General features: G+C 43.9%; 24 protein-coding genes. 8 read left to right on the top strand and 16 right to left on the bottom strand.

Annotated elements, in window-relative coordinates:
• Positions 1-250 (top strand): hypothetical protein (locus F7D47_RS14845; protein ID WP_228113438.1); only part of this gene is annotated, 250 nt, incomplete at its 5' end.
• Positions 251-568: 318 nt separating this feature from the next.
• Here the strand turns inward: F7D47_RS14845 and ettA are convergent.
• On the bottom strand, positions 569-2,266 hold the full coding sequence (gene ettA / locus F7D47_RS00790; RefSeq protein ID WP_006847047.1) for an energy-dependent translational throttle protein EttA: 1,698 nt from the start codon (positions 2,264-2,266) through the stop codon (positions 569-571).
• A 182-nt stretch (positions 2,267-2,448) separates the two neighbouring features.
• Here ettA and F7D47_RS00785 point away from each other — a divergent pair, with 182 nt between their 5' ends.
• Positions 2,449-3,102, top strand: coding sequence for an MgtC/SapB family protein (locus tag F7D47_RS00785; protein ID WP_022120191.1), 654 nt, complete (start codon positions 2,449-2,451; stop codon positions 3,100-3,102).
• Positions 3,103-3,160: 58 nt separating this feature from the next.
• On the opposite strand, the gene F7D47_RS00780 is transcribed toward F7D47_RS00785, so the two are convergent.
• Positions 3,161-3,886 (bottom strand): class I SAM-dependent methyltransferase, encoded by a 726-nt coding sequence (locus F7D47_RS00780; protein WP_153086468.1) that lies wholly within the window; start codon positions 3,884-3,886, stop codon positions 3,161-3,163.
• A 37-nt stretch (positions 3,887-3,923) separates the two neighbouring features.
• Positions 3,924-4,613, bottom strand: coding sequence for a DUF4476 domain-containing protein (locus tag F7D47_RS00775; protein WP_153086467.1), 690 nt, complete (start codon positions 4,611-4,613; stop codon positions 3,924-3,926).
• Between the two features lie 36 nt (positions 4,614-4,649).
• Between F7D47_RS00775 and F7D47_RS00770 the strand changes: the two genes are divergently transcribed.
• Positions 4,650-4,817, top strand: coding sequence for a hypothetical protein (locus F7D47_RS00770; RefSeq protein ID WP_153086466.1), 168 nt, complete (start codon positions 4,650-4,652; stop codon positions 4,815-4,817).
• A gap of 293 nt (positions 4,818-5,110) precedes the next feature.
• Here F7D47_RS00770 and F7D47_RS00765 read toward each other — a convergent pair whose 3' ends face one another.
• Positions 5,111-5,713: a hypothetical protein gene (locus F7D47_RS00765; RefSeq protein WP_153082334.1), complete on the bottom strand. Its 603-nt coding sequence runs from the start codon at positions 5,711-5,713 to the stop codon at positions 5,111-5,113.
• 176 nt (positions 5,714-5,889) lie between these two features.
• On the opposite strand from F7D47_RS00765, the gene F7D47_RS00760 reads away from it, so the two are divergent.
• The 3 genes from F7D47_RS00760 (at position 5,890) to F7D47_RS00750 (ending at position 8,697) form a co-directional block, all read left to right on the top strand.
• Positions 5,890-7,923: an ATP-binding protein gene (locus tag F7D47_RS00760; protein ID WP_194252640.1), complete on the top strand. Its 2,034-nt coding sequence runs from the start codon at positions 5,890-5,892 to the stop codon at positions 7,921-7,923.
• 195 nt (positions 7,924-8,118) lie between these two features.
• Complete coding sequence (locus F7D47_RS00755) at positions 8,119-8,334, top strand: hypothetical protein (RefSeq protein ID WP_153086464.1); 216 nt, start codon at positions 8,119-8,121, stop codon at positions 8,332-8,334.
• 6 nt (positions 8,335-8,340) lie between these two features.
• A complete protein-coding gene (locus F7D47_RS00750; RefSeq protein ID WP_153086463.1) occupies positions 8,341-8,697 on the top strand; it encodes a hypothetical protein in 357 nt (118 codons plus the stop codon).
• Positions 8,698-8,763: 66 nt separating this feature from the next.
• Here the strand turns inward: F7D47_RS00750 and F7D47_RS00745 are convergent, their stop codons facing one another.
• The 5 genes from F7D47_RS00745 to F7D47_RS00725 form a co-directional block, all read right to left on the bottom strand.
• Positions 8,764-9,765: a hypothetical protein gene (locus tag F7D47_RS00745; protein WP_153086462.1), complete on the bottom strand. Its 1,002-nt coding sequence runs from the start codon at positions 9,763-9,765 to the stop codon at positions 8,764-8,766.
• Positions 9,766-9,857: 92 nt separating this feature from the next.
• A complete protein-coding gene (locus tag F7D47_RS00740; RefSeq protein ID WP_153086461.1) occupies positions 9,858-11,561 on the bottom strand; it encodes an acyl-CoA dehydrogenase family protein in 1,704 nt (567 codons plus the stop codon).
• A 35-nt stretch (positions 11,562-11,596) separates the two neighbouring features.
• The gene (locus F7D47_RS00735; protein WP_153086460.1) at positions 11,597-12,619 is read right to left on the bottom strand and encodes an electron transfer flavoprotein subunit alpha/FixB family protein; all 1,023 of its coding nucleotides are present in this window, start codon (positions 12,617-12,619) and stop codon (positions 11,597-11,599) included.
• A gap of 13 nt (positions 12,620-12,632) precedes the next feature.
• Positions 12,633-13,502 carry an electron transfer flavoprotein subunit beta/FixA family protein gene (locus tag F7D47_RS00730; RefSeq protein WP_006847063.1) on the bottom strand — a complete coding sequence of 290 codons (870 nt, stop codon included), beginning with the start codon at positions 13,500-13,502 and terminating at the stop codon, positions 12,633-12,635.
• 271 nt (positions 13,503-13,773) lie between these two features.
• The gene (locus tag F7D47_RS00725) at positions 13,774-14,376 is read right to left on the bottom strand and encodes a riboflavin synthase (protein WP_022120073.1); all 603 of its coding nucleotides are present in this window, start codon (positions 14,374-14,376) and stop codon (positions 13,774-13,776) included.
• 290 nt (positions 14,377-14,666) lie between these two features.
• Here F7D47_RS00725 and pepI point away from each other — a divergent pair, with 290 nt between their 5' ends.
• Entirely contained in the window at positions 14,667-15,554 is an 888-nt protein-coding gene (gene pepI / locus F7D47_RS00720; protein ID WP_153086459.1) for a proline iminopeptidase, read from the top strand.
• A 156-nt stretch (positions 15,555-15,710) separates the two neighbouring features.
• On the opposite strand, the gene F7D47_RS00715 is transcribed toward pepI, so the two are convergent.
• The 3 genes from F7D47_RS00715 to F7D47_RS00705 form a co-directional block, all read right to left on the bottom strand.
• Positions 15,711-16,118: a DUF6361 family protein gene (locus F7D47_RS00715; RefSeq protein WP_153086458.1), complete on the bottom strand. Its 408-nt coding sequence runs from the start codon at positions 16,116-16,118 to the stop codon at positions 15,711-15,713.
• A gap of 158 nt (positions 16,119-16,276) precedes the next feature.
• Positions 16,277-17,776 carry an RNA-binding domain-containing protein gene (locus F7D47_RS00710; protein ID WP_153086457.1) on the bottom strand — a complete coding sequence of 500 codons (1,500 nt, stop codon included), beginning with the start codon at positions 17,774-17,776 and terminating at the stop codon, positions 16,277-16,279.
• A 42-nt stretch (positions 17,777-17,818) separates the two neighbouring features.
• Entirely contained in the window at positions 17,819-18,418 is a 600-nt protein-coding gene (locus tag F7D47_RS00705) for an HU family DNA-binding protein (RefSeq protein ID WP_153086456.1), read from the bottom strand.
• Positions 18,419-18,616: 198 nt separating this feature from the next.
• On the opposite strand from F7D47_RS00705, the gene F7D47_RS14660 reads away from it, so the two are divergent.
• Entirely contained in the window at positions 18,617-18,799 is a 183-nt protein-coding gene (locus F7D47_RS14660) for a hypothetical protein (RefSeq protein WP_153086455.1), read from the top strand.
• A 301-nt stretch (positions 18,800-19,100) separates the two neighbouring features.
• On the opposite strand, the gene F7D47_RS00700 is transcribed toward F7D47_RS14660, so the two are convergent.
• From F7D47_RS00700 to F7D47_RS00685, 4 genes are all read right to left on the bottom strand, one after another.
• Complete coding sequence (locus F7D47_RS00700; RefSeq protein WP_153086454.1) at positions 19,101-20,336, bottom strand: hypothetical protein; 1,236 nt, start codon at positions 20,334-20,336, stop codon at positions 19,101-19,103.
• 44 nt (positions 20,337-20,380) lie between these two features.
• A complete protein-coding gene (locus F7D47_RS00695; RefSeq protein WP_153086453.1) occupies positions 20,381-20,986 on the bottom strand; it encodes a hypothetical protein in 606 nt (201 codons plus the stop codon).
• On the bottom strand, positions 20,983-21,492 hold the full coding sequence (locus F7D47_RS00690; RefSeq protein ID WP_153086452.1) for an RNA polymerase sigma factor: 510 nt from the start codon (positions 21,490-21,492) through the stop codon (positions 20,983-20,985). The genes F7D47_RS00695 and F7D47_RS00690 overlap by 4 nt, the downstream gene beginning before the upstream one ends.
• A 228-nt stretch (positions 21,493-21,720) precedes the next feature.
• Complete coding sequence (locus F7D47_RS00685; protein ID WP_153086451.1) at positions 21,721-24,255, bottom strand: glycosyl hydrolase 115 family protein; 2,535 nt, start codon at positions 24,253-24,255, stop codon at positions 21,721-21,723.
• Between the last annotated feature and the right edge of the window lie 18 nt (positions 24,256-24,273).

The following is a 24,273-nucleotide window of genomic DNA, read 5'->3' as shown; positions in this document are numbered from 1 at the left end:
GAGGTCGGAAAACGAAAGTAGGAGGAAAACTACTTCGTTTTCCTCCTACTCGATTGTGTCGGGCATGTTGTTTTATATATATTTTTTTGCGCCAAAGAATTGCCATATTGCCATATTGATAGGTTATCTCTTTGATTACGAATGCATTATGGGTATGGCAATTCTCTGTTCTTCGGTTCTATCTGCCATCTATTGCCATAAAAACCAGCGAAATATAGGTGTTTTAGAGGGATTTTGGGGTGAAAACTAAGAAAGCATTGAGCAAAAATCCTTTTTTTCGGTTCAATACTTGGCTTTTTTCATTTGTTTTTTTGCAATTTAACTGACGACATAGAAGAAATTACGTCCCGACGTAGCATCTGATACGTCCCGACGTAATAATCGTTATGTCCCGACGTACAGCCAGATACGTCGCGACGCAGTTTCCTGAACGTCCTGGTTGCATCTGGTAAAGCTTTTGAAAACGGCTACATAGAAACAAAAAAGGTGTGTCTTAAGGCAAAGACACACCTTTTCTTTTGTTTTTTATTGTTTCAGAACCGAGTTCTTCTTTATCTTTTTCGAATCTTTATTCCTCCATCAACTTGCGATAGCGACCCTTCTTGATCTCTGTATCGCCCAGGCGGCGCGCCTTGTTGATTTCATATTCTGAATAGCTGCCCTCGAAGAAGAAGACCTCACCATTGCCCTCGAAGGCAAGAATATGGGTACAGATTCGGTCGAGGAACCAGCGGTCGTGGCTGATTACCACTGCACAACCGGCAAATGCCTCCAAACCTTCCTCCAAGGCACGGAGGGTGTTCACGTCGATATCGTTGGTAGGCTCATCGAGGAGCAAAACATTACCCTCCTGCTTCAATGCCAATGCCAACTGCAGACGGTTACGCTCACCACCCGAGAGTACGCTGCAGAGCTTGCTCTGGTCGGTGCCCGAGAAGTTGAAGCGGCTGATGTAAGCACGTGCATTCACATCTCTGCCACCCAGACGCAAGGTTTCGTTGCCCTGGGAAATCACCTCGTAAACGGTCTTCTGTGGGTCGATGTCCTTGTGCTGCTGGTCAACATAAGCCAGCTTCACGGTCTCACCCACCTCGAATGTTCCGCCATCTGCCTGATCCAAGCCCATGATGAGGCGGAAGAGGGTAGTCTTGCCGGCTCCGTTAGGACCAATCACACCTACGATGCCGTTAGGAGGAAGCATGAAGTTGAGGTCGTTGAAGAGAACCTTTTCGCCGAACGCCTTCTTTACATGCTGAGCCTCGATAACCTTGTTACCCAGACGAGGACCGTTAGGGATGAAGATTTCCAGCTTCTCCTCGCGCTCCTTCTGCTCCTGGTTGAGCATCTGCTCGTAAGAGTTCAGACGAGCCTTACCCTTAGCTTGACGTGCCTTAGGCGCCATGCGAACCCATTCCAACTCGCGCTCCAATGTCTTGCGGCGCTTAGAGGCAGTCTTCTCCTCCTGAATCATTCGCTTGGTCTTCTGGTCGAGCCATGAAGAATAGTTGCCCTTCCATGGAATACCCTCGCCACGGTCCAACTCCAGAATCCACTCGCTCACGTCGTCGAGGAAGTAGCGGTCGTGGGTTACGGCGATGACGGTACCCTCATACTGCTGCAGGTGCTGCTCCAGCCAGTCGATGCTCTCAGCATCCAGGTGGTTGGTAGGCTCATCGAGCAGGAGTACGTCCGGCTTCTGCAGGAGCAGGCGGCAGAGAGCCACGCGGCGGCGTTCACCACCCGAGAGATTGGTAACAGGCCAATCGCCAGGAGGACAGTGCAGGGCAGCCATCGCACGCTCCAGCTTGGAGTCGATGTTCCAGGCATCGGTTGCATCAATGATATCCTGCACCTCAGCCTGACGCTGCATCAGCTTGTCCATCTTATCAGGGTCTCCGTAATATTCTTCGAGACCGAACTTATTGTTGATGTCCTCGTATTCTGCGAGTGCATCATAGATTTTCTGCACACCCTCCATCACGTTTTCCTTCACGGTCTTGTTCTCGTCGAGCGGAGGATCCTGAGGCAAGTAGCCCACAGAGTAGCCTGGGCTCCAAACCACCTCACCCTGGGTAGGTTGCTCAAGTCCTGCGATGATTTTCATCAACGTAGATTTACCGGCACCGTTCAAACCGATGATACCGATTTTTGCTCCGTAGAAGAACGATAGGTAGATGTTCTTCAGAATCTGTTTCTGGTTTTGTGGGATAATCTTAGATACGCCCACCATTGAGAAGATGATCTTCTTGTCGTCAACTGTTGCCATGTATATAAATAAATGTGTATTTGTGAATAAATTGCCGAAATAGGCACTAACAGTTGCAAAGATACATTATTTTTTTGAAATTCTCGCCTTTCTTTCAAAGAAAAGTTGTATATTTGCATTGATAACATCAAATAGAGGCATTTTGTGATGCTTCTTTCATCTTTTAAAAAGAAAGGATATTTATGGATGCAACCTATATAGACCTGACTGTTCGCCTGTCTCTAGCTCTCATTTTAGGAGGAGCGATAGGCATCGAAAGAGAATACCGGGCCAAGGAGGCGGGGTTCCGCACTCACTTCCTGGTAGCCCTGGGTAGTGCACTTTTCTGTGTTGTTTCCCAGTATGGATTTGGCTTTGATCTGAAGGATTCCTCGCGCGTTGCTGCCCAAGTGGTTTCGGGTATCGGATTCCTGGGCGCCGGTACCATCATCTTCCAGAAGAATGTGGTAAGGGGGTTGACTACGGCTGCTGGTTTGTGGGTGACGGCAGCTATCGGATTGGCTTGCGGAACGGGTATGTATGTGGCTGCAGCTATTACTACGATGATGGTGTTGATGGGACTGGAGGTGCTGAATTATCTGATACCGCAGTTGGGAACCTCTACCATCGAACTGAATTTCTCTGCTCCATCAAGGGACAGCGTGAAGGAATTCATCAGTAAAATCAAACAGAAAGGCATGGAAGTTCATTCTTACGAACTGAAAGAACGGAGATTTTCTAAGGAAGAATTTGTGGAGGCGAGCATTGAAATAAAAGCCAAACGGGGGTTCCATACGCTGGAGATTCTGGATTATATGAATGATTTTTCGGACGTCACGATTTCGACGATTAAATAGAAAGAAAAGATAAAAAGGAGTTAAGACCATCCTCTTAACTCCTTTTATCTTTATATACTTAGAAAATCCTAGCCAGATAGTCGTAATGTTCGCCTTCTTCCACGAGTTCGCCATGCAGACCGCAGGTTTCGGCGATGGATTTGAGCAATGGGAAATCTACGTAGAGCCAGTCGAACCTGTCGCCCTTTATATCCTTGTAAATCATCTGATAATCCACTTCACCATAGTAGGCACCATTCAGATTGATGTCGAAACTTCCGTCTTCATTCTCGTAGATATATTTGAGGTCGGAGGAATCGATAAGAATCTGTCCGCCCTTGTTGAGCAAAGCCTTGAGACGGTTGAAGAGGGTAGGGAGGTTTTCTATTTTCCCGGCAATGCCAGTGCCGTTCATCAGGAGGAGGATGGTATCGAACCCTGTTTCCAGATGTTCATCGAAAAGATTGATGCATTCCGCATCCTTTACTCCTCTCAGTTCCATCGCTTCGCAGCTCAGAGGAGAAATATCAATGGCTTTTACCTCCAAGCCTTTCTCCTGCAAGGCGAGCGTATGGCAGCCGCTGCCGGCTCCGATATCCAGTACACGCCCTTTTGTGAGTTGCAAGGCCTTCTGCTCCAGCATCGGCATCTCTTCAACTTTTCTGAAGAGATGTTTCACCGGCATTTCGTCCTCTTCGAACATAGAAGAGAGCACACGTAATCTTCCTGCTCTTCCCGATTTCTGATAATCAAGGATAGCGGCACCCATCGGGTCTTTGTCTTTTGATAATATCTTTGTATTCATTTATTTTGCAATTTTTGAGTGCAAAATTAATGCTTTTTCATTGAATATGCAAGTTTTGAGGAGATATTCTGCTGCTTCTTAATATTTCTCCTACCTTTTGCTTTTCGCTTTCAAAACTGAATTGCTGATAGATGATAATGGCATTCTGCAAATCTATGATATGAGGAGCCATCAGTTTGAGGGCTTTCATCTTGCTGTCACCAAAAGTGAATATATTCATCATGCTGACAGCTTGGGCACAGGAATAGTAACAGCCGAGGCTAGCCACTTCTATCAGATCGAACTTATTGTCATCAAAGCTTGCCTTCTTCACCTTATTATATAGTTTGGAGAAGGAAGTATCATCGAGACAATAGCCGTAATTCATTCTGCCATCTGGCTCACATCTTCCATCGTAGATGGGTGGAGTTGTGTGTGGTTGCTGTACATTCGACGTCTGGCTGTTGGGTTCTATGATTCTTGTATCGTACTGCACTACCTTTCCGTTTCTGTCGAAGAAGACCGTGATGTACTTGGAATCTCCAAACAGATTATTATATTTGGCATATTCCCATTTGTCCCCATACATGTCGAAACTGGTGAGCTTAGGTTCTCCCAAGATGGCAATCACTTCTTGTTTGGTCATTCCCCGCTCCACGTTTCTTTTTCCTTTAGCCGAAGCCGAGAGGCATACGGCAAACATCAATATGGTTGTGGCGATGAGCGCCATTACTTCATTTCTTTTCATAAGCGATACTGTTTTTATAAGTTATTATATTGTTTTATGGTTGCAAAAGTACAGCTTTCTTTTGAAATAAAAAGAGAAGGATTCCCTAAAGTAGAAGGGAAAATCCCTATTTCCGATTTTTGTTATTTGTTTCACTTTTCGGGAATGACTGTGATTATAAAAAGAGATTATTATTTACTGCTAAAGCCTAATATGCCTGAATAAACGCACCGAGACGACTGGGTAAGTAACGAAAGGCGTTTAATCAGATTCAATGAACTAATATATTAAGTATACGAAGCCTGTTTCTAGAAGATTCCGACTGCAGTCAGCAGCTCTGCTGAGCCTAGTCAGCAGGTCTGCTGACTGCAGTCGGAAGGTCTGCTGAGCCTAGTGGCAACCCTCTTTAGTTGTACGACTATATACCTTTTGGTTGTACGACTATACATCTTTTGGTTGTACAACTGTATACCCATTGGTCGTATGACTTTTCTATACTTCGACAAAAATGAATGGTTTTAGTCCCACCAAGATTGTGCATAGTAAGCAAGCAACTTATGGTATAAGTACCATGCTTTCAACTGGTATAGTTCATGAGGATGCTCTATGTACCAATTTTTAGCTTTTTGGTTATGTGATAATTTCAGATAGCGGTCAAGGTTTCTCATATTTACCTTTACCAAGCAACGATACTTCACATTGTCATCTTTCAATTTATAGAACTTTCCATCATCTATTGGCACAAACTCCATCTCTCCTTCATAGTAGAAAAGATCAACATTATTGTCAAGCATAATATCATGGAGTTTGACCGCCATTTTTATCCAACGTACTATTGGCTCGTAAGTTTCTGCTGTAGCGAAATATCCATGTTTATAATGTGCTATTAACTCTTCCATGTATGTTTTCTGCAAATCATAAAAATATTCATAAGAGAATGGATATGTATGGAAGGCTGCTTGTTTTACGAGCTTCCAACGTCTTTTGTTACAGCATATTCTGAACCAGCAACATACAGAGCGGTATTTGTCTGTTACATGGCAATACCACCAGATATCTATGTCTTCCCATAGTTTGGCAAGTCCTTTTTTCTCCTCCCTATCAATTAATTTTAAACTCATATCTTTGTCCTCCAATTAAAACGCCACAAAGATACTAATTATATCTGAAAATGAAAGGGATAAAGCGAAAAAATCCATCTTTTGTTTGTAAGTTTGTGAATTTTTGATTAACTTTACCGCCGAATAGGCAAAGAGGATGACAAATGACGTCTCCTTACCTAAATATAATTAAGAAAATGAGAACAGCGAAGGAATTATTTGCAGAGCTAAATAGCTTTGATGAAAATAGGAGAATAGAAGCCAAGTCGGCATCAGCTGTTGGCAAGAGCATGATGGAAACGGTTTGTGCTTTTGCCAACGAGCCAGGTCTGTGCGGTGGTTATCTGCTTTTAGGCGCCAAACGTACCGGAATGGCTGAAGACGGCAGACCTGTCTATGAGCCTGAGAATATTGAGAACACAGACAAAGTTCAATCTGATTTTGTCGCTATGTGTAACTCTATGTTCAATGTCCGTATTCGCCCGATTATTAATGTGGAGGAATATTTGGGTAAGACTGTTATTGTTGTCAAAATCGAAGAGTTACCTGAGAGTCAGAAACCAGCGTATTTTGCCAAGCGTGGTTTGCCTGAGGGGGCGTTTCGTCGTATTGGTCCTTCTGATGAAAAATGCTCAGAAGAGGATATGTATCTTTTCTATCAGTCTGCTGATACCTATGATAGTTGTATTGTAGATGATGCAGACCTTGATGATATAGATGAGAATGCACTCAATTTCTATCGTAAACTTCGCAAGGAAGTGAATCCTGATGCGGAAGAACTGACGCTGAATGATGTAGATTTGTTGAGGGCATTAGGAGCTATTAAGAAGAATAAGCAAGGTGGATATGATTTGACTTATACGGGTCTCTTGGTTTTTGGAAAACAGATGTCGCTTCGTCGTTTGGTTCCTTCGTTCAGAGTTGATTACATCAGAATTTCTGGCAATCAGTGGTTAGCTGATGGCGATAATCGTTTTGAGCAGACCATCGATATGCGTGGACCATTAATCCTCATGGTGAACAAGGCATGTAGTGCTGTGATGGATGACCTGCCAAAGGGTTTTGAGCTGAAGAAGGATTCCATGCAGGCATCTACACCGGCGATTCTTCCAAACAAGGTATTACGTGAGGCGATAGTCAATTCGTATATTCACCGTTCTAATCGAGTGAATCAGCCGATTCAGATTATCCGCTATTCCAATCGTATTGAGATTCACAACCCAGGCTATTCTCTGAAACCTCAGGATGATTGGGGAGAGCCAGGCTCTATGCTTCGCAATCCAAGAATCAGTGAGATTTTCCATGATACGAATCTTGCTGAGACTAAGGGTACTGGTATTGGTGCGATGCGCAGATTGATGAAGGAGGCAGGCTTGATGCCGCCGACTTTTGAGTCGAACCATGAAGCGAATAAGTTTACGGCACGACTTCTGCTCCATCATTTCCTCAGCAAGGAGAATATGGAATGGTTGGCTCAATATGCCGAGTTTGGCTTGGTGAATGAGCAGAAGCTGGCTCTAGTCTTCGTGAGAGAAGTGGGTGCGATAGATAATGCTACGTATCGCCAGCTGGATTCTTCGATTACTCATGCCCGTGCACGCTTGGAGATTCATAAGCTTTGCGAACTTGGATTTATCGAGAAGAAAGGGCAGGGGCGTAACACTTACTATATAAGAACCTCCAAGGTGGTATCCTTAGGAGAAAGGTTACGACCTCAGGACGAAAGGTTACTACCTCAGCATGGTACATTGGGCGAAAAGATACCACCTCAGCATGGTACATTGGGCGAAAAGATACCACCTCAACATGGTACATTGGGAGAAAAGATACCACCTCAGCATGGTACATTGGGCGAAAAGATACCACCTCAAGGCGAAAAGATACCACCTCAGCATGGTACATTTGAAATCGAAAGCCAACCGAAAAGTCGTAATGAATTACTGAGGGAACTTCCTAAAGGGCTCCAAGAACGAGTTGCAAAACTAGGAAAGTGGGCATCTCGGGAAAAGGTTAGTCAACTCCTTGTAGATTTATGCGCTTTTAAGCCTTATAGCTACGAAGAGCTTGCTTTGATAATTCAAAGAGCGGCCAAGCCTATGAAGGATAAGTACATAAAGCCTTTACGATTAGCAAACAAGCTCTTCTATTGGATTCCGGAAATGATTAATCATCCTCTTCAAAAGTATGTTGCTGACCCTTCGATGACGAGAAGTAATACACAGAAAAAATAAAGAAAAGTCCGTGTGGTATTTACTTACCCATGGACTTTTTGGTTCTTATTTGTACTGATGTTGGTCATTTTGTTACAGAATCTTAACCGTACGTTAAAAAAAATAATTAGTTTTGTTAGGTAATCTGTAATGTGTATATTTGCCCCCGAATGGTTTAGTGATAATACTTACCATAATTTTTAAATAGATAAAGTTATGAATACTGTTAATGCTAGATTGTATGTTTGTGGAGATTGTGCAAACAAAATAAAAGATGCTGGTCTTCCTAAAGGTGCTTATAGGTGTCCTCTTATAGTTGATGTTATTAATACTGATGTTGTTTGGGATACCACTGATGCTACAGATTGTATTAGAGAAGGGCGTTATCAGTGCATATGCACTAGTAATGCTGATGTTGAACTTTATAAATAATAAATTATGAATAGTTGTATTTTTATTGATTTTGTTGATGCAAATCACTATCGAAAACTAAAAGAGGAGTATAGTGATAAAATTATCGGCACGTGGGATAGAATGTCAGATGTGGTTTCTGTTTTATCCTATGCTGCGAAAAATGTAGTGATATTGTTGCCACCTACAATTACTAAGAATGCTGTGGAATTATGGTTGCTTGCTTTTCAAAAAAGGTTGAAGGAAGAAAATGTATGGTTTGTCTTAAATGTAGGAATATCTGGAATTTCTGAATCTTCAACTTCTTCAGATGTTGTTTTTGATAAAGATGGCTATATGGCAAGAATTCGATACGTTGTTTCTTATCAAAAAATAGTTTGTTAATAGTAGACGAGGAAGAATAAGTTTTTCTGTTCTTCCTCGTTAATGAAATGTTAATTATATATTAAACTATTTGGTTGTAATATTCTGTCTTAAATTATTGTAATGTTTTATAGTAAGGGTGTTGTAGAAATATTTGCCACAGCATTTCTCTATGTGATAATAGTCTAAGATGCTTTCAATATCTGCCCAGATTTTATTTTTTTTGTCCTTATTAGAAAAAATGTGCTCGTAGTAATCATTAATGAGAAAGTTGATATGGTTGGTTTTTGAGTACATTTTTATTGCATTTGTTTTATCTACTTTTATTTGTTGCTCATTTTTTCTAGAGAAATCTACTTCTTCTGAACTACGCCCATTGCACGAATAGTAATTTAGATCATTGCACAAAGGGAGTAGTGATCTTATATATGGATCTGTGGATTCTATACTTCTTTTCTCTTCCATAAAATAATGATCGTCTCTTCCTGGTCGGCACTGAAACCAAGCGGATTGTGTAACGCAATAAGTTTGTAATTCTTTTTCTATTTCAAAACTTTGAACATATGTGTGAATCTTTAAAAGCGTATCTTCCCTTTCTTTTTGAGAAGGTATTTCGCCAAATTCAAATTCTTTTAATGTTAAAAAATATTCGAAAAGAGTATTGTCTTCTGCTGTGAGTACTTTTTCTAGATATATTATTGCTTCTTGTTTTTTTGTTGGATAATATAAGCATTTAAATCCCTTTTCCATTTGTATAAATGGTGATAAAGCTTGTATTTCATTATCTAGAGAACCATTGATGAGTTTAAATGATGATAATTCCTTTATTTCTAAAGCATGCTCATAATCGTTGCTATTTACTAGGTATACAACAAAAGTCTTTTCCTTTAGTTGAAATCCACGTTCTTTTTCAAAATAGCTCAATATCGGAAATCCCATTTTTATCATGGTACTTCCCCGAATTTCTGAGCAAGAATAGCCTACTACAATACCAAAAGTATCATGCTCATTGCATTGTAACACAATACCAATATGTAAAACTTTAGAATCTCTAATACTTGCGGAAATTATATTGACATGTTGCTTCATACTTTATGTATATTGAAAAATTGTAGATGTAAAAATAGGAGATAAGTAGTAGAAATATAGTAGCTTATCTCCTATTATCTTATAATTGTCCTTTACGCCTTGAAACTCTCCAAGTCTTCTGCCTTGAAGTTCTGGATATATGCTGAATGACCGAGAACTTCCTCCTCTGCCATGCGAACATATACGTTGGCACTCTTCTGGAACATCTCTGGTGCCTTGGTAGCATCGTCGAGGATGAGGAGAGACATTACGATGTCGCCAGTCATATTGTAGAGACGGCGAGCCAGGAAGTCATGAACTGCCTGATCGTTTGCTTCCTTCACCTTGTTGATGGCTGCCTCGTAAAGATTTACGAGCTTGGCAACACGCTCCTTCAATGGCTTCAAGTCATCTGATACCTCATTCTCCAACATCTCCTTGATAATGCTGAGATAAGTACCGTTGGTGATGTAGCGGATAGCTGCTACTACCTGAAGCTGAGTAGTACCCTCGTAGATAGAGAAGATGCGGGCGTCACGGAACAGACGCTGGCACTTGTACTCCATGATGAAACCAGAACCACCGTGGATGCTGATGGCATCGTATGCATTCTGGTTGGCATACTCAGAGTTCATACCCTTTGCCAATGGAGTAAATGCATCAGCCAAGCGGGTATATTTCTTCATCTCCTGACGCTCCTCTGGAGTGAGCTTAGTGTCGCGGGCGATGTCTTCCAAAGCCTTGTAGATATCTACGTAGCGGGCGCAGCAGTAAAGGAGTGAACGGCCTGCATCCAACTTAGCCTTCATTCTTGAAAGCATGTCATAAACGGCTGGGAAGTTGATGATCTTCTCACCAAACTGAGCACGCTCCTTGGCATAAGCCAAGCCCTCGTTGTAAGCCTCCTGCTCAACACCCACACTCTGAGCTGCAATACCCAAACGGGCACCGTTCATCAAAGCCATCACGTACTTAATCAAACCGAGACGGGTGTTACCGCAAAGCTCTGCCTTGGCATTCTTGTAAACCAACTCGCAGGTAGGAGAACCGTGAATACCCAACTTGTGCTCGATGTGACGAACAGTTACGCCACCATCACGCTTGTCGTAGATGAACATAGAAAGACCACGACCATCCTTGGTGCCTTCTTCAGAACGAGCCAGAACCAGGTGGATGTCTGAGTCACCATTGGTGATGAAACGCTTCACACCGTTCAGACGCCATGTGCCGTCTTCATCCTGTGTAGCCTTCAGCATTACGCGCTGCAAGTCAGAACCAGCATCAGGCTCAGTCAAGTCCATACTCATGGTCTCGCCTGCGCAGATGCGAGGGATGTACTTCTGGCGCTGCTCCTCAGAACCGAACTCATAGAGTGTATCGATACAGCTCTGGAGCGACCAGATGTTCTGGAAACCGGCATCGGCAGCAGCAATGATTTCAGAAGCCATAGAGAAGATGGCGTTAGGCAAGTTCAAACCGCCGTAACGACGAGGCATTGACAAGCCCCAGAGGCCAGCCTTGCGGGTAGCATCGAGGTTCTCGAATGTCTTGCTGGCATAAATCATGCGGCCGTTCTCCAGGTGTGGACCTTCGAGGTCAACATCCTCAGAGTTTGGTTCGATGATGTTAGCAGCTACATCGCCGGTAATATCCAGCAATCGCTTGTAGTTCTCGATGGCATCCTCGTAGTTTACTGGAGCATCTTCAAACTGGTCTTTCTCAGCGTAGTTGCGCTCCTTCAAGTCAACAACACGCTTCATCAATGGGTGATTGAGATGAAATTCAATCTCAGGGTGATCACTATAGTAATTAGCCATTTTACTTTTCTTATTTAAATAATGTGTAATGCAGATTACTTAGAATTCTGCTTGTAGTACTTGATGAGCTTAGGAACCACATCCTCAACATTGCCGTTGATAACGTAGTCGGCAATCTTGTTGATTGGAGCATCAGGATCGTTGTTTACAGAGATGATGATGCCTGAATCCTGCATACCGGCGATGTGCTGAATCTGACCAGAGATTCCGCAAGCGATATATACCTTAGGATGAACGGTAACACCAGTCTGACCAATCTGACGGTCGTGATCTACCCAACCTGCATCTACTGCAGCACGGGAAGCACCTACCTCACCATGGAGGAGATGAGCCAACTCGAAGAGCTGGTCGAAGCCTTCCTTGCTTCCTACACCATAACCGCCGGCTACAACGATGGCAGAACCCTTCAGGTTGTGCTTGGCTGCCTCTACGTGGTGGTCGAGTACCTTTACTACGAAGTCCTCAGCTGGAACATACTTGCTTACCTCTGGATAAACCTTTTCCTTCTTGCACTCACCCTCGTAGATGCTCTTCTGCATCACGCCAGAGCGGACAGTAGCCATCTGTGGACGGTGGTCTGGGTTTACGATAGTAGCCACGATGTTACCACCGAAGGCAGGACGAATCTGATAGAGCAGACCCTCATAGTGCTTGCCGCTCTTTTTATCGTCGTAATCACCGATTTCAAGTTCTGTACAGTCGGCGGTAAGACCGCTGGTTAATGAAGAAGAAACACGAGGACCGAGGTCGCGACCGATAACGGTAGCACCCATCAGCGCAATCTGAGGCTTCTCCTCCTTGAAGAGGTTGACGAGAATGTCTGTATGAGGAGCTGAAGTATATGGGAACAATCCCTCAGCATCGAAAACAAATAATTTATCTACACCATAAGGGAGAATCTGATCCTCTACCTGACCCTTGATGCCGGTACCAGCCACGATGGCATGGAGCTCCACGCCCTGCTGGTTGGCGAGCTTACGACCCTTGGTGAGCAATTCCTGAGATACTTCGGCAACGGTTGTGCCTTCTACCTCGCAATATACAAATACGTTGTTCATTGTCTTTTCAAAATTATCCGATAATACTTTCGTTCAACAATTCCTTCATCAGTCCGTCGATGTCTTCATCGCTGCTGGTCAAGGTCTTGCTTTCCTTAGCCTGGAACACGATGTTCTTCACGGCCTTCACCTTGGTAGGTGAACCGCTCAAACCGCACTGTGCAGGGTCGCCGTCAACATCGGCAACGCTCCACTGGTTCAGAGTGAGGTAAGGGCGCTCTTCATAGAGGTTGGCCCAAGGCTCATCACCCTTGCGCTCCATAGGGCAGGTAGCGTATTTATATTTCATTACGAGCTTCACGTTGCATGGGCGACATGGAGCAGCACTTCCGTTTACGGTGATAACCAATGGCAATGGAGCCTCAACAGTCTCCACACCACCATCAATGAGGCGGCGTATAGTAGCCTTGCCATCCTCTACCTTGAGGATTTCCTCTGCATAAGTAACCTGGTTCAATCCCAGCTTCTGAGCCACCTGAGGACCCACCTGAGCAGTATCACCATCGATAGCCTGGCGACCACCGATTACGATGTCTACGTCACCAATCTTCTGGATACCGGTAGCAAGGGCATAGGAAGTAGCCAATGTATCAGCACCGGCAAAGAGACGGTCGGTAAGCAACCAACCCGTATCAGCACCACGATAAAGACCCTGGCGGATGATTTCGCCAGCACGTGGAGGACCCATAGTCAAAATACCAACTGTAGAACCTGGATTCTGCTCTTTCAATCGGAGAGCCTGCTCCAATGCGTTCAAATCTTCAGGATTGAAGATTGCAGGAAGGGCAGCGCGATTTACTGTGCCTTCGGCGGTCATCGCATCCTTACCCACATTTCTTGTGTCAGGTACTTGCTTGGCAAGTACTACGATTTTTAAACTCATATTTTTAAAAATGGTTATTGTTATAATTTCCTAAGTTTGTTAGTGCTCAGTACTCAAGTTGTACGTCGTCTAGTGCGATTGTCAGACTTGCTATCGTCCAATAAGTTACTGTCCAATGTTCAATTTGGGACAAAACACGGGGGCAAAAGTAACACTTTTTTATGGCTTACGCAAATATTTTATAAAAAAAATGCCCATTTAGTCTTGCTTTGTGCGCAAAACGCAAGAAATGTGCAAGTTTTTTAGAACGTCCGTACTTAACTTTACTGGCTTATTCAAAGCTCTTGAGTCGAGCGATATATTTGCCCAGAATGTCGAATTCGATATTCACTACCGTTCCCACTTCGATGTCGCAGAAGTTGGTATTCTCTCTGGTATAAGGAATGATAGCAACGGTAAATGTGTTGTCTGTAGGATCACATACGGTGAGCGAAACGCCGTTAACGGTAACGCTGCCCTTGTCCACCGTGAAATAGCCTTTTCTTGCCATTTCCTTGTTGAGCTCATATTCGAAAGTAAAATAAGTAGAGCCATCAGCGTCTTTCATTGCGATACATTTGGCAGTCTCGTCCACATGTCCCTGTACGATATGACCATCCAGACGGCCGTTCATCACCATAGAACGCTCTACGTTCACCTTGTCGCCTACCTTGAGCAGACCCAGATTACTGCGGTCCAGGGTTTCCTTCATGGCGGTAACGGTATAGGTACCGTCCTTGATTTCCACCACGGTGAGGCAGACGCCGTTGTGCGCCACACTTTGGTCGATGCCGAGTTCATCAACGAAAGAGCACTTCAACGTAAAGTCGATGTTCTCCTTATCATGTCTGATAGCTACGACGGTAGCCATTTCTTCTACGATTCCACTAAACATATATTCTATTTTTATTTGGTTTCATTATTATTTAGAATGCAAAGATATTGCATTAGCAAGAAACAGCCAAATTATTTAAGTTCTTTTGATAAAATAAGCAAGATATATTTGTTTAATTGCCATATTTTTTATATTTTTGCACATCATAATATATGCACATGATAAATGTGATATACATGTCTTTTCAAAACTCCACCGAATATGAAGAATAATGAAGACTATATAATAAGGTATAGGAGCAGCAAAATTAGATAACACAGTTTAGGTAACAATAAAAATATTTGAAGACAATGGAAATCAAGGAAGGTTATATGCCCTTCATGGGCTATCAAACATATTATCGTATCGTAGGTAAAACAGAGGAGGGCAAGAGCCCTATCATCCTCTTGCATGGTGGACCAGGCAGTACCCACAACTATTTCGAGCTATTGGATAGGGTAGCGGAATCAGGTAGAGCTGTCATCATGTACGACCAGTTGGGCTGTGGCAACTCATTTGTGGAGGGACATCCCGAACTCTGGACTCCTGAGACTTGGCTCAACGAACTCTGTGCGCTCATCGACTATCTCCACATCGACCATTTTCATCTCTTGGGACAGTCGTGGGGTGGCATGCTCGCCATCATCTATCTGATAGAGAAGCAAGCAAAGGGCGTGAAGTCAGCCATCCTCAGCAGCACTCTTTCGAGCAGCAAGCTTTGGGCAAGTGAGCAACATCGCATGATTAAGTTTATGTCGGAGGAAGACCAGCGTGCCATCGCTGAGGCTGAGGCGAAGGATGACTTTTCGAGCGAGGCGTATGCCAAGGCGAATGAACACTTCATGCTCCTGCATTGTGCCGGTGAGGTGACGGAGGATAGTCCAGAGTGTCTTCGCCGGAAGAAGCGTGCTGGTGCTGAGGCTTATCTCCATGGTTGGGGACCAAATGAATACACTCCTACTGGTACGCTCCGTGATTATGATTACACCGACTGTCTGGGCGAAATCCAAGTGCCTTGCTTGGTGATGAGTGGCACCAACGACCTCTGTACTCCATTGGTAGCAAAGACACTTTATGATGGTATCCAAGATTCCAAGTGGCATCTCTTCGTAGGAGCCCGACACATGCCATTTGCCGAGCAAAACGATGAATATTGCAAGGTGTTGGAAGAATGGATGGAGGAGAAAGAGGGAAAGTGATTTGGCACTTTCCCCTTTTATTTCATGATTCCATTGTCAGTATCAGAGAGGTTGACTCTCTTTTTGTCCAATTGATTGGATAAAATAAGCATAAAACCGTCCAATTGATTGGATGAAATCAATGGAAAAAGTGCTGATAGTGGTGCCAAAAGTGCTTTAAAAAACGACTTTTGGCACCACTATCGGCACTTTTATAGAGAAACTATTCTCGGCTTCTGCCGCATCGATTACACTACTTCCTGTTATTCCCCAGTTGTTGGCTGGTTCTGTACCTCGCAATAGTTGACGAGTCAATTTAATCTCCAGATTCAATACCTTGGCTCTTACTTCGTTTGCACTTTTGTATGTTCCTTTCTCTGCTTCCAAAAAAAGAGAAGGGAGTATGGCATAGTATTTCGCTCTATTATGTAATGTGGAGATTCCTGGAAACAGCTTGTTTGAAAATGCATCGCGAATGCGTCCCAGACCAAGCTCGTAAATTGCTTGATGCTCTTGGATGGCTTGTATAACTTGATGCATTTTCAGTTGTTCCTCGGAACTGAAGTTTATGAATCCTAATTTCATTCTAATTTCCTTTTTTGTTTTGACATGGTTACTAACATAGTTACTATAGCTCTGTTACTAGCTCTGTTACGATTTTACGAAAAGTAACAGAGCTTGAAATGCCTGACTCTGTCGTTGACTCTGTCGTTCAGTACTAAAAAGCGACAGAGTCGTATTGTTTATATTGTCTCCAAGAACAACAAACCCTTTTTGGTCGTTCTGTATTGCTGCTTAGGACTTGTCGGCTTGTCTGGTACCGTAAGTTCCAGATAATCATGAAGTAACAGAGGCTCGATGAATGCCTTGAAGTTCTTTGATTGATAAGTAACACCGAGTAGCTCGAATATATCTTTTCTGAATTTCGGGTCTTTGCAAAATTTGAGAATGGATACAACTTTGTCTGTAGCATCTATGTATGTATCTTCTTCAGCTCTGTTACTAGCTCTGTTACTAGCTCTGTTACTAGCTCTGTTACTAGCTCTGTCACTAGCTCTGTCACTATCCAGCCAAAAAGTGACAGTGCTGGTACAGATATCACTCTCAAAAGTCACGTCATTTCCTGTGATTTCCTTCCACTCATTCATCATGTCGAAACCATAACCGATGGTTTCTGATAGATTTACCAGTCTGAATATCTTGGCGATAATCGGGTTGCGAGGATTGGAATAGAGATGGTTGCCCAGTTGGGATATAGGCACAGGATAGCCACCTGCATTGAAGAACTCGACTCTGTCGGTGTAGATATGGATGCAGGAGTGAATGGTGCTGAAAGGGTCGAAGTGGGAGAGCATATTGACCAATGCCTCTCTCAGAATCTTGAATTGCGAGCGGTCTTCCACATTGAATCCCTCGTCGTTCATCATGAATGGAGTATCCACGATGAGGCGCAGTCTCCTAATCATAATCTGAAAATACTCCCAAAGGTTCTCTTGCTCGGGAATGCGGTAGGTATAGCGGGTTCGGGCTTCTCTTACACTTCTACCTGGAATCTCCACCAAATCCATCCAAAACGTCGGTACATAATGACGAACCCATTCTTCTTTGCCGAAACACATCAAACCGCCATAATTCAGATACCCCTCATTATCGGCGATGCCGATGCGCTTGCAGAAGTCGGCGATGTCATTGCCTATCAGATTGGGACGAGGACTGTATAGCTTGAAGTAATTGCGATAGTCACGAATGGTGTCCTCGTTGAGCATGGAGAGATTGGAGTCTAAGAGTATTTGCTCAGACTTGATGCCGAATGATTGGTTATGAAACATGGCGGTTATCTCACCATTGGTTGCTCGTTGGTCTCCACTGCCAAATCGGATGAATGTATTCTGTGGATTGTTATAGTAGATAGGCTTGTGGGGTGATGAGGCAATATGAAATGCCAAGACCCTATGCCCATCTATATGATAGAGCATACTCTTGGCATCGACTGGCTCATTGAACTTTTGGGAACGCAAAGTACCCAAAAAGTCTTGTTCCAACTTCTCTGCATTGTCAACTCCGGAGATTTCAAACTTCTTGCCATTCTGCTTTACTCCAAGCACTATCCATCCGCCGGAAGTGTTGGCGAATGCACTTACGGTTTCCCATATATTCTTAGGGAGTTCGCTCTTGGCCTCCTTAGCCTCGAAGTCCTCCCATTCGATGTCGTTGATTCTGTCTATCAGCTCTTCCTTTGTCATAATAATGATGATTAAATTGAAATATAGAATTTCTTCCTCCCTTCACTTCAAGAAATAGATAGGAGCATGTTGGGTGCCTTCCTTCACCATGATACCCTTCTCGCAGAAATGAGTGAGCCACTTCTGAGCCATGTATGGAGTCAAGCCGAAGTGGATGCGCAGGATGCGAGTGGTGATATAGCGGTTCTCTTGGAGATACTCCTTGATTTTCGCCAATAGCTTTTCCTCGGAGTATTTTGTAGATTGGTTGGAATAGCGGGAGCGGACGAAATGGACGTTGCGCTGTACTTCCTCCATTAGCTTACCTTCTGGTCGGAAGTTGATGCCGGTAATGCGTACTTCCTTGCCCGTAATCTTCTTGTCTGGATTCTCCTCTGGCATCTCTAGGCTAGCCGACATGGAGAAGTAGCCTATCTCTGGGATATAAAAGCGGCGTCCCATGGAGAATTCTTCCATCATAAGGTCGTGAAGCTCTGCCAACACCGCAGCCACATCTCCCTTGGTGAGTGAGCAGCGGCTCTGGATTTTCTCTTGCAGTTGCTTCTCGGTCATAGGTTCATGCTGCACGATACGAACGTATTGGCGCTTTTCTCCTGTGCCTTGGGCATTGTTGAGCATGTAAATGTCGTATTTCAGTTCCATATTTCTTGTTGTTTGATGGTTCGTTGTTTTCTTTATTCTTTGTCTTCTATGAAAGATGATGCAAATATATATAATAATGTGATAACTTGTATCTTTTGGTGTAAACTATTAGGCTTATTTAAACATTGGCATATGTCATGTTATTATACGGCATTTGTCATCCGACCGTATGATAAGTGTCGTATAATCGCATGACAAATGTCACGCAATCGTTATAATTGTTTCCTTGCATCATATAAGTCACAACATTGTTACCATTCATCTCACCCTTGCCAATTCGCAGGGGAGGTATGTGATGAGGCTGAGACTATCTATTACACCTTCGGACCTGAGAAGGCGCAGGAAATGGGGTTCAGTGGATGCAAGGTAGAAGGTGAATAAAAGGCGTTTTTCAAGAAACGCTCATTCAGAATGAGTGTTTTTGCTCAGAATTACTCATTCCGAATGAGTAAAAATGATAGAAATTACTCATCGAGTGGTTATCGTAGGATAGTAAATGCTGTAGATGTTCTCTGGCTTCTCATTCATGTCGGCATTGAAATTTACCTCTATGGGGATGCGCTAATTTGAAGCAAAAATGCCATCTCCATCAAAACTGATAGAGGTGGCATTGGGTTCTATGCAGTATGTCCTTTCTTACATCACATATGTATTAAATGAATGTGACTGAAAGTTGAGATTTTTATAATTTATTGTTCATATGCTTTTTGATAAAGCGACCCACATGATTCTCTTGTAGAGTTGTTGGGAGAGCTTTGAATATTTTCTTTTGATTCGAAGAACCTTTTATCAAATGCTGATAGAACAGATAGCAGATGATGCCAGGAGAATGGATATTGCTGAGTGCGTAATCCGTATACTTGCGCTCGTCCCATCCATCATGGTTCTTGCTTTCCTCTTCCACCCACTGCTTATAGAAACTTGATCCTGTGAGGCTGTAGTAACCATTGTGTACGCTTAGCTCTGCTATCTCTCCTGGCACAAAAGGAATGTCTATCCATGCCGAGCAGATGGTTCCATCTTTCATCAGTGCTCTCACTCTTCCCATGGTAATGTCCTTCAGGTCGTGCTTGTATGAGAAGTTAGTGCCGTTGGTAGCCACAAGGATGGGTTCTACATACATATCTGTTTCGTCTTTGTAACAGATAAAATAGCCACGGTCCCAAAGTTCAGGGTCACGCTTGCCAATAATCTCAAAGTTGCCTTTCAGGTTGGTCTGAGCATCTTTAAGCATCTTGGTCAATTGCTCGTTAGGCACTTCTTCTTTTTCTTCTTTAGTCTCTTCTTTAGGAGCTGCCTTTTCGTTTATGGTGTCTTTTGGGGTAAGATAACCTGTATATTGTGTGGCTTTATACGTTTGCTGGTTTATTTCATTTGCTACGTAGTGCTTGTTTAAAGGAGCTTTTCCTTCTACGATGCAGATGTTTCCTTCATAGCCTTTTTCGTTAACCCAACCATTCTCTACGATATGGTCCCATTCTATGGCACAGACTCTGCGCATGCCAGAGTGACCCATCTGTTGGCGATTGATAAGGACGCTATATCCCGAGAAACTTCCAACCATAATAAGGTCGTTGCCTACGGATATGTCAAAGTTCATCCATGTCTCCAGTGGGTTGTTGTTTCCATCTACCATATAGTAAAAGTCAGTTGCTGGCTGATTGCAATCTTTTTGAAAAGCCTTGTTGATTCTGTCCAGTTCCTTGAGAAACTCGTCTTTCTTGAGAGTTTTAAAGCGATATTTTTTCCAACTCCATTGTGCTGTGTCACCAACCTCATTTTTTGCTCCTGATTGATTCATGGTGAACGCCTTGTTGCTTACCAATTTCTCCAAAGCCTCTTTGAAATAAGACTTTTGTGCCTGTGCTCCCATTGATGAGAACATCATGAGTAATAAATATATGACATACTTTTTCATGTTCTTTGTTCTTTAATGTTTATACCTTATTATATATACTTTCTTTAGAGTTTTACGGTGATTCGCCGTATTTGTTGGCGGTCATCCTCACTTTGCACGGCATTGCTTGTAGTGGCTTGAGCTTCTGCTGTCTGCATTTTGAAAAGATGCTCTTCGGGCAAGGTTGACATAGGGAAGAGTACCGGACCTTTTTCTTCGGTGTCTGGCATGTCATCTCCAAACTCAGCTTTAGGTTTAGCCTCCCTTTTGGGAGCATTGAGCTTGGCGAAAGTCTTTTTCTTCTCGTATGTTCTGCTCTCTTCTGTGATGGCTTTTTCTGCTGTATTTTCCTTTTCTGCCGTCAAATTCTTTTCTTGCATCATAGCTTTTTGCATCGGCTGTGTAGCCTTTCTCACAGCCATTGTCGCATTGCCCGACGCAGAAGTGGTATCCTTGGGTGGTTGCAGGATGATAGCGATGATGCCAGCCACGCATGCTGCGCAAATCCATGGAAAGATACGCAAGGTGCGATGGCTGACCAAGCTCTTCCTTGCCTTCTCTATTACTTGTTGCTTGGTTTGGGAGGAGGCATGGAAATCACATTGAGGTTGGAGCAGTTGCTCTATATCCTCAAATCCTTTGTCATTATGGATGTTCATTTGCTCTTTCATATACTTTTCTCCTTTCTGAGTCGTTGTTGGATATGTTGGATGGCATAGCGATAGCGAGATTTCACGGTAGCTTCTGGTATCTCCTCCAGTTCGGCTATCTCTCGGAACGTCAAGTTGTCGTAACATTTCATTCTTACGATTTCCGCTTGCTCCTGTGGAATATCTTCCAGCAGTTTTGATATTCTGAGAAATTCCTCGTGTATTTGTTTGTCACCATTGCTGTTAGGTATGCTTGCCGCTTCATTGATAGCTATGATTTGCGGACGATTTTTGCGCAAGTAGTCTCGGCATGCGTTGCTAACAGAGCGAATGATGTAGCGGTCCAACTCTTCCACTTGTAGCCCTTCTTTCAGTTTCTTGAAAGCTGCAAGCAGCACCTCTTGCACAATATCTTCTGCATCCTCACGTTGCCCGATTCGAATATAGGCAAAACGAAATAGCCAGTCTTGCCGATTGTCGACAAGACTCTCCAGTTGTTTTATGAGTTTGGGGTTGCCTATATTCATTCGTTTCTTGTTTTTATGTTTCTAACTTTACTCATATAAACGTATATTTCTCAAAAAAGATTTAAAAAATACTCTTTTTTTTCATTTATTTGTTACTATTGTGATTGTTTATGTAAAAATGAATGCTACGAAGTATAGAACATAAGAAGATAGTGATAGTTTGCGTAAAAAGAATAGGCACGCATCCTTTCGTGGGTGCGTGCCTATACCTTTTATTATATGCTACCTTTAAATCACCTTGACACTCTTTTTTCCTCCTCTTCCATCAATCACGATTTTCTCGAAGACGATGGCTGGGTCGTTAGGAGTGAGGGTGAGGGTGTGGATGCCATCGGATGAGGCTGGCAGCTCTAGCTCTATCACCTTGTCCACGATGCGAGTGGCTATCGTTGGATAATAGATATTGTAGATGTTCTCCGGCTTCTCGTTCAAATCTTTGTTGAAGTTAACCTCTACAGGAGAAGCGCCATCTAAACTTACACCATAGGTTAAGCCGCCCTTGTTAAGATAATCCAAGGTTGATTTGGTAATCACATGAATGCGAACCTTCTGCTTGCCATTAAATGCCTTGCCATCCGAAGTTTTGCTAACTTGCATCTTAAACTTGTAAGTGATGCTAGCTCCCTTTACACTCTTGGTATATGGCATCAGAGTCATTGCCGATACGCTTTTGCCCATGAATGGAATCTCTGTCCATTTTGCCTCGGCAGCATCCGTCTTGCTGTTGTAGTAAGGAGCTTCGATTTCTACCACGCCGTTGTTTTCGCAGATAATCACTCCATCCTTGGAGGTTACCCGGAAGAGCTCCGGACAGGTATCCTTTTCGAAGGCATCGTTCCATGATGTGTAGCCGATATGCTTCTGGGTCATCATTCCGTTCCACTTGCCGCCAGCCATCTTATGATTGTAATAGTCGCAGATGAGTGAATCGCGCTTGAAGAGGCGTTCGCATTCATCAGCCCATACATTCGCCTTCGGATTGCCCTGCTTGTAGAGGGTGTTGTTCTGTGCCTGGGCAAAATACATCTGGTGCAGATTGCTCATCATCTCGATAGGGAAGAGGATGATCTGGCGATAGGCATCGTGGTAGGCTGCCGGCAGACTATTGTACTGGTGCAGCGCATCTGCTTCGAGTTGGAGATACTGGTTCACAACCTCCTGCCATTCACCGTTTTCCAGACTATAGGTGTTCTTGTCGAGCATCTCAGGGGTGCAGCGACCATTATATTTGCAGATAAGATTCAGAATGCGTGCCGCCTCATCTGCCTGCGATTCGCCAAACTGCTGGGCGCACCAGTTGCGGGTATGACGGGTAATGTTGTTCACATCGTATTTGCGAGGATTCCAAGCCATGTCCATAAACTGGCTGATAGGATATTCCATCGGCTTGAGGTCGCCCACGTTGAGAATCCAGAGACGGTCAATTCCATTCTCGTAAGCAAGCGTCAACTGCTCCCATGGGTTCTGCACAGGGGTAACATTGAGCATCTTCGAGTTTCTTGGCGCACCCACGTAATCTACGTGATAGTATAAGCCCCAACCGCCTTTGTGCTTGCGTTCCTTGGCATTCGGCACACGGCGCACGTTACCCCAGTTGTCATCGCAGAGCAGGAGGGTTACGTCATCAGGCACCTTCATGCCCTTGTCGTAGTAATCCAATACCTCTTTATATAGTGCCCAAACCTGTGGGGTTTCGCTAGCCTTTCTGCCGGTTACGTCAGCGATAATCTTACGCTGGTCGTTGATGATGTTGGTCATCAGTTTAGTATCTGCCTCTTCGCTCATCGCTTCATCGCCGTCGCCGCGCATTCCGATGGTTACAATCTGTTCAGTTCCCTTCATTCGCTCAATGCCTTCACGGAAGAACTTCTGCAGGTTTGTCTTGTTCTTCTGATAGTTCCATGGTCCCCATCCCTTTCGGTTGCGGGCGTATTCCTGGTGGTTGCGGGCCATCGGTTCATGATGGGAAGTACTCATCACTACACCCATTTCATCTGCCGTCTTCTCGTTCTCCGGGTCATCTGCGTAGAAAGCCCAGCCCCACATGGCAGGCCACATCATGTTACCTCTCAGTCGCAATACCAGTTCGAAGACGCGCTGATAGAAACGGTGGTCGCCATATCCGGTGCCGTAGGTGTTCTTTACCCATGACGTTAGGCAAGGCGCCTCGTCGTTGAGGAAGATACCGCGATAACGTACGGCTGGTTCGCCATCTGTGTAGATTCCTTTGTTTACGAAAATGGAATCGTGATGCTCTACAGGTACGTCTGCCCAGTCATGCCAAGGCGATACGCCCATCTGCTGCGAGAGTTCGTAGATGCCGTAGATGGTGCCTCGGCGGTCGCTGCCAGCAATGACGAGCTGACCATCTATGAGCGTGATGATAAACTTTTCACGTTTGCCCTTCAGCAGATTTCCGTTGATGCGCTTCTGTTTCACCAGTTGGTCGATGGCTGCTGAATGGCCGATGGTGCCTACGAGGATAGCTGGTCGGGCTGTGTCGGCTTTTTTCAGAAAACCGGCATCCGAGGTGAGGGTGGCTGTGGCTCCACTCACACTTTTTATATCTTTCAGCAGGGCATGAGCAGCATAGCTCACTCCTTTGCAGTCGTTGGTGTCCATGTAGATTTCTACCCGGTTATTGGCATTCAGCAGCAAGTCTCCTTGCTTGAAATTCACAAATCTGTCGGCTGCGCTCATGCTGATTGTTGAGAGCAGGGCAGCGCCAGCCAGGAATGTTTGCTTGATGTTGTTTAGTTTCATGTTTATTTATCTTGTTGT

It is taken from the genome of Segatella copri, assembly GCF_009494835.1.
Taxonomy (GTDB): domain Bacteria; phylum Bacteroidota; class Bacteroidia; order Bacteroidales; family Bacteroidaceae; genus Prevotella; species Prevotella copri_F.
The sequence above is the reverse complement of the archived record's forward strand: the minus strand, read 5'-3'. Positions and strand labels throughout refer to the sequence as shown.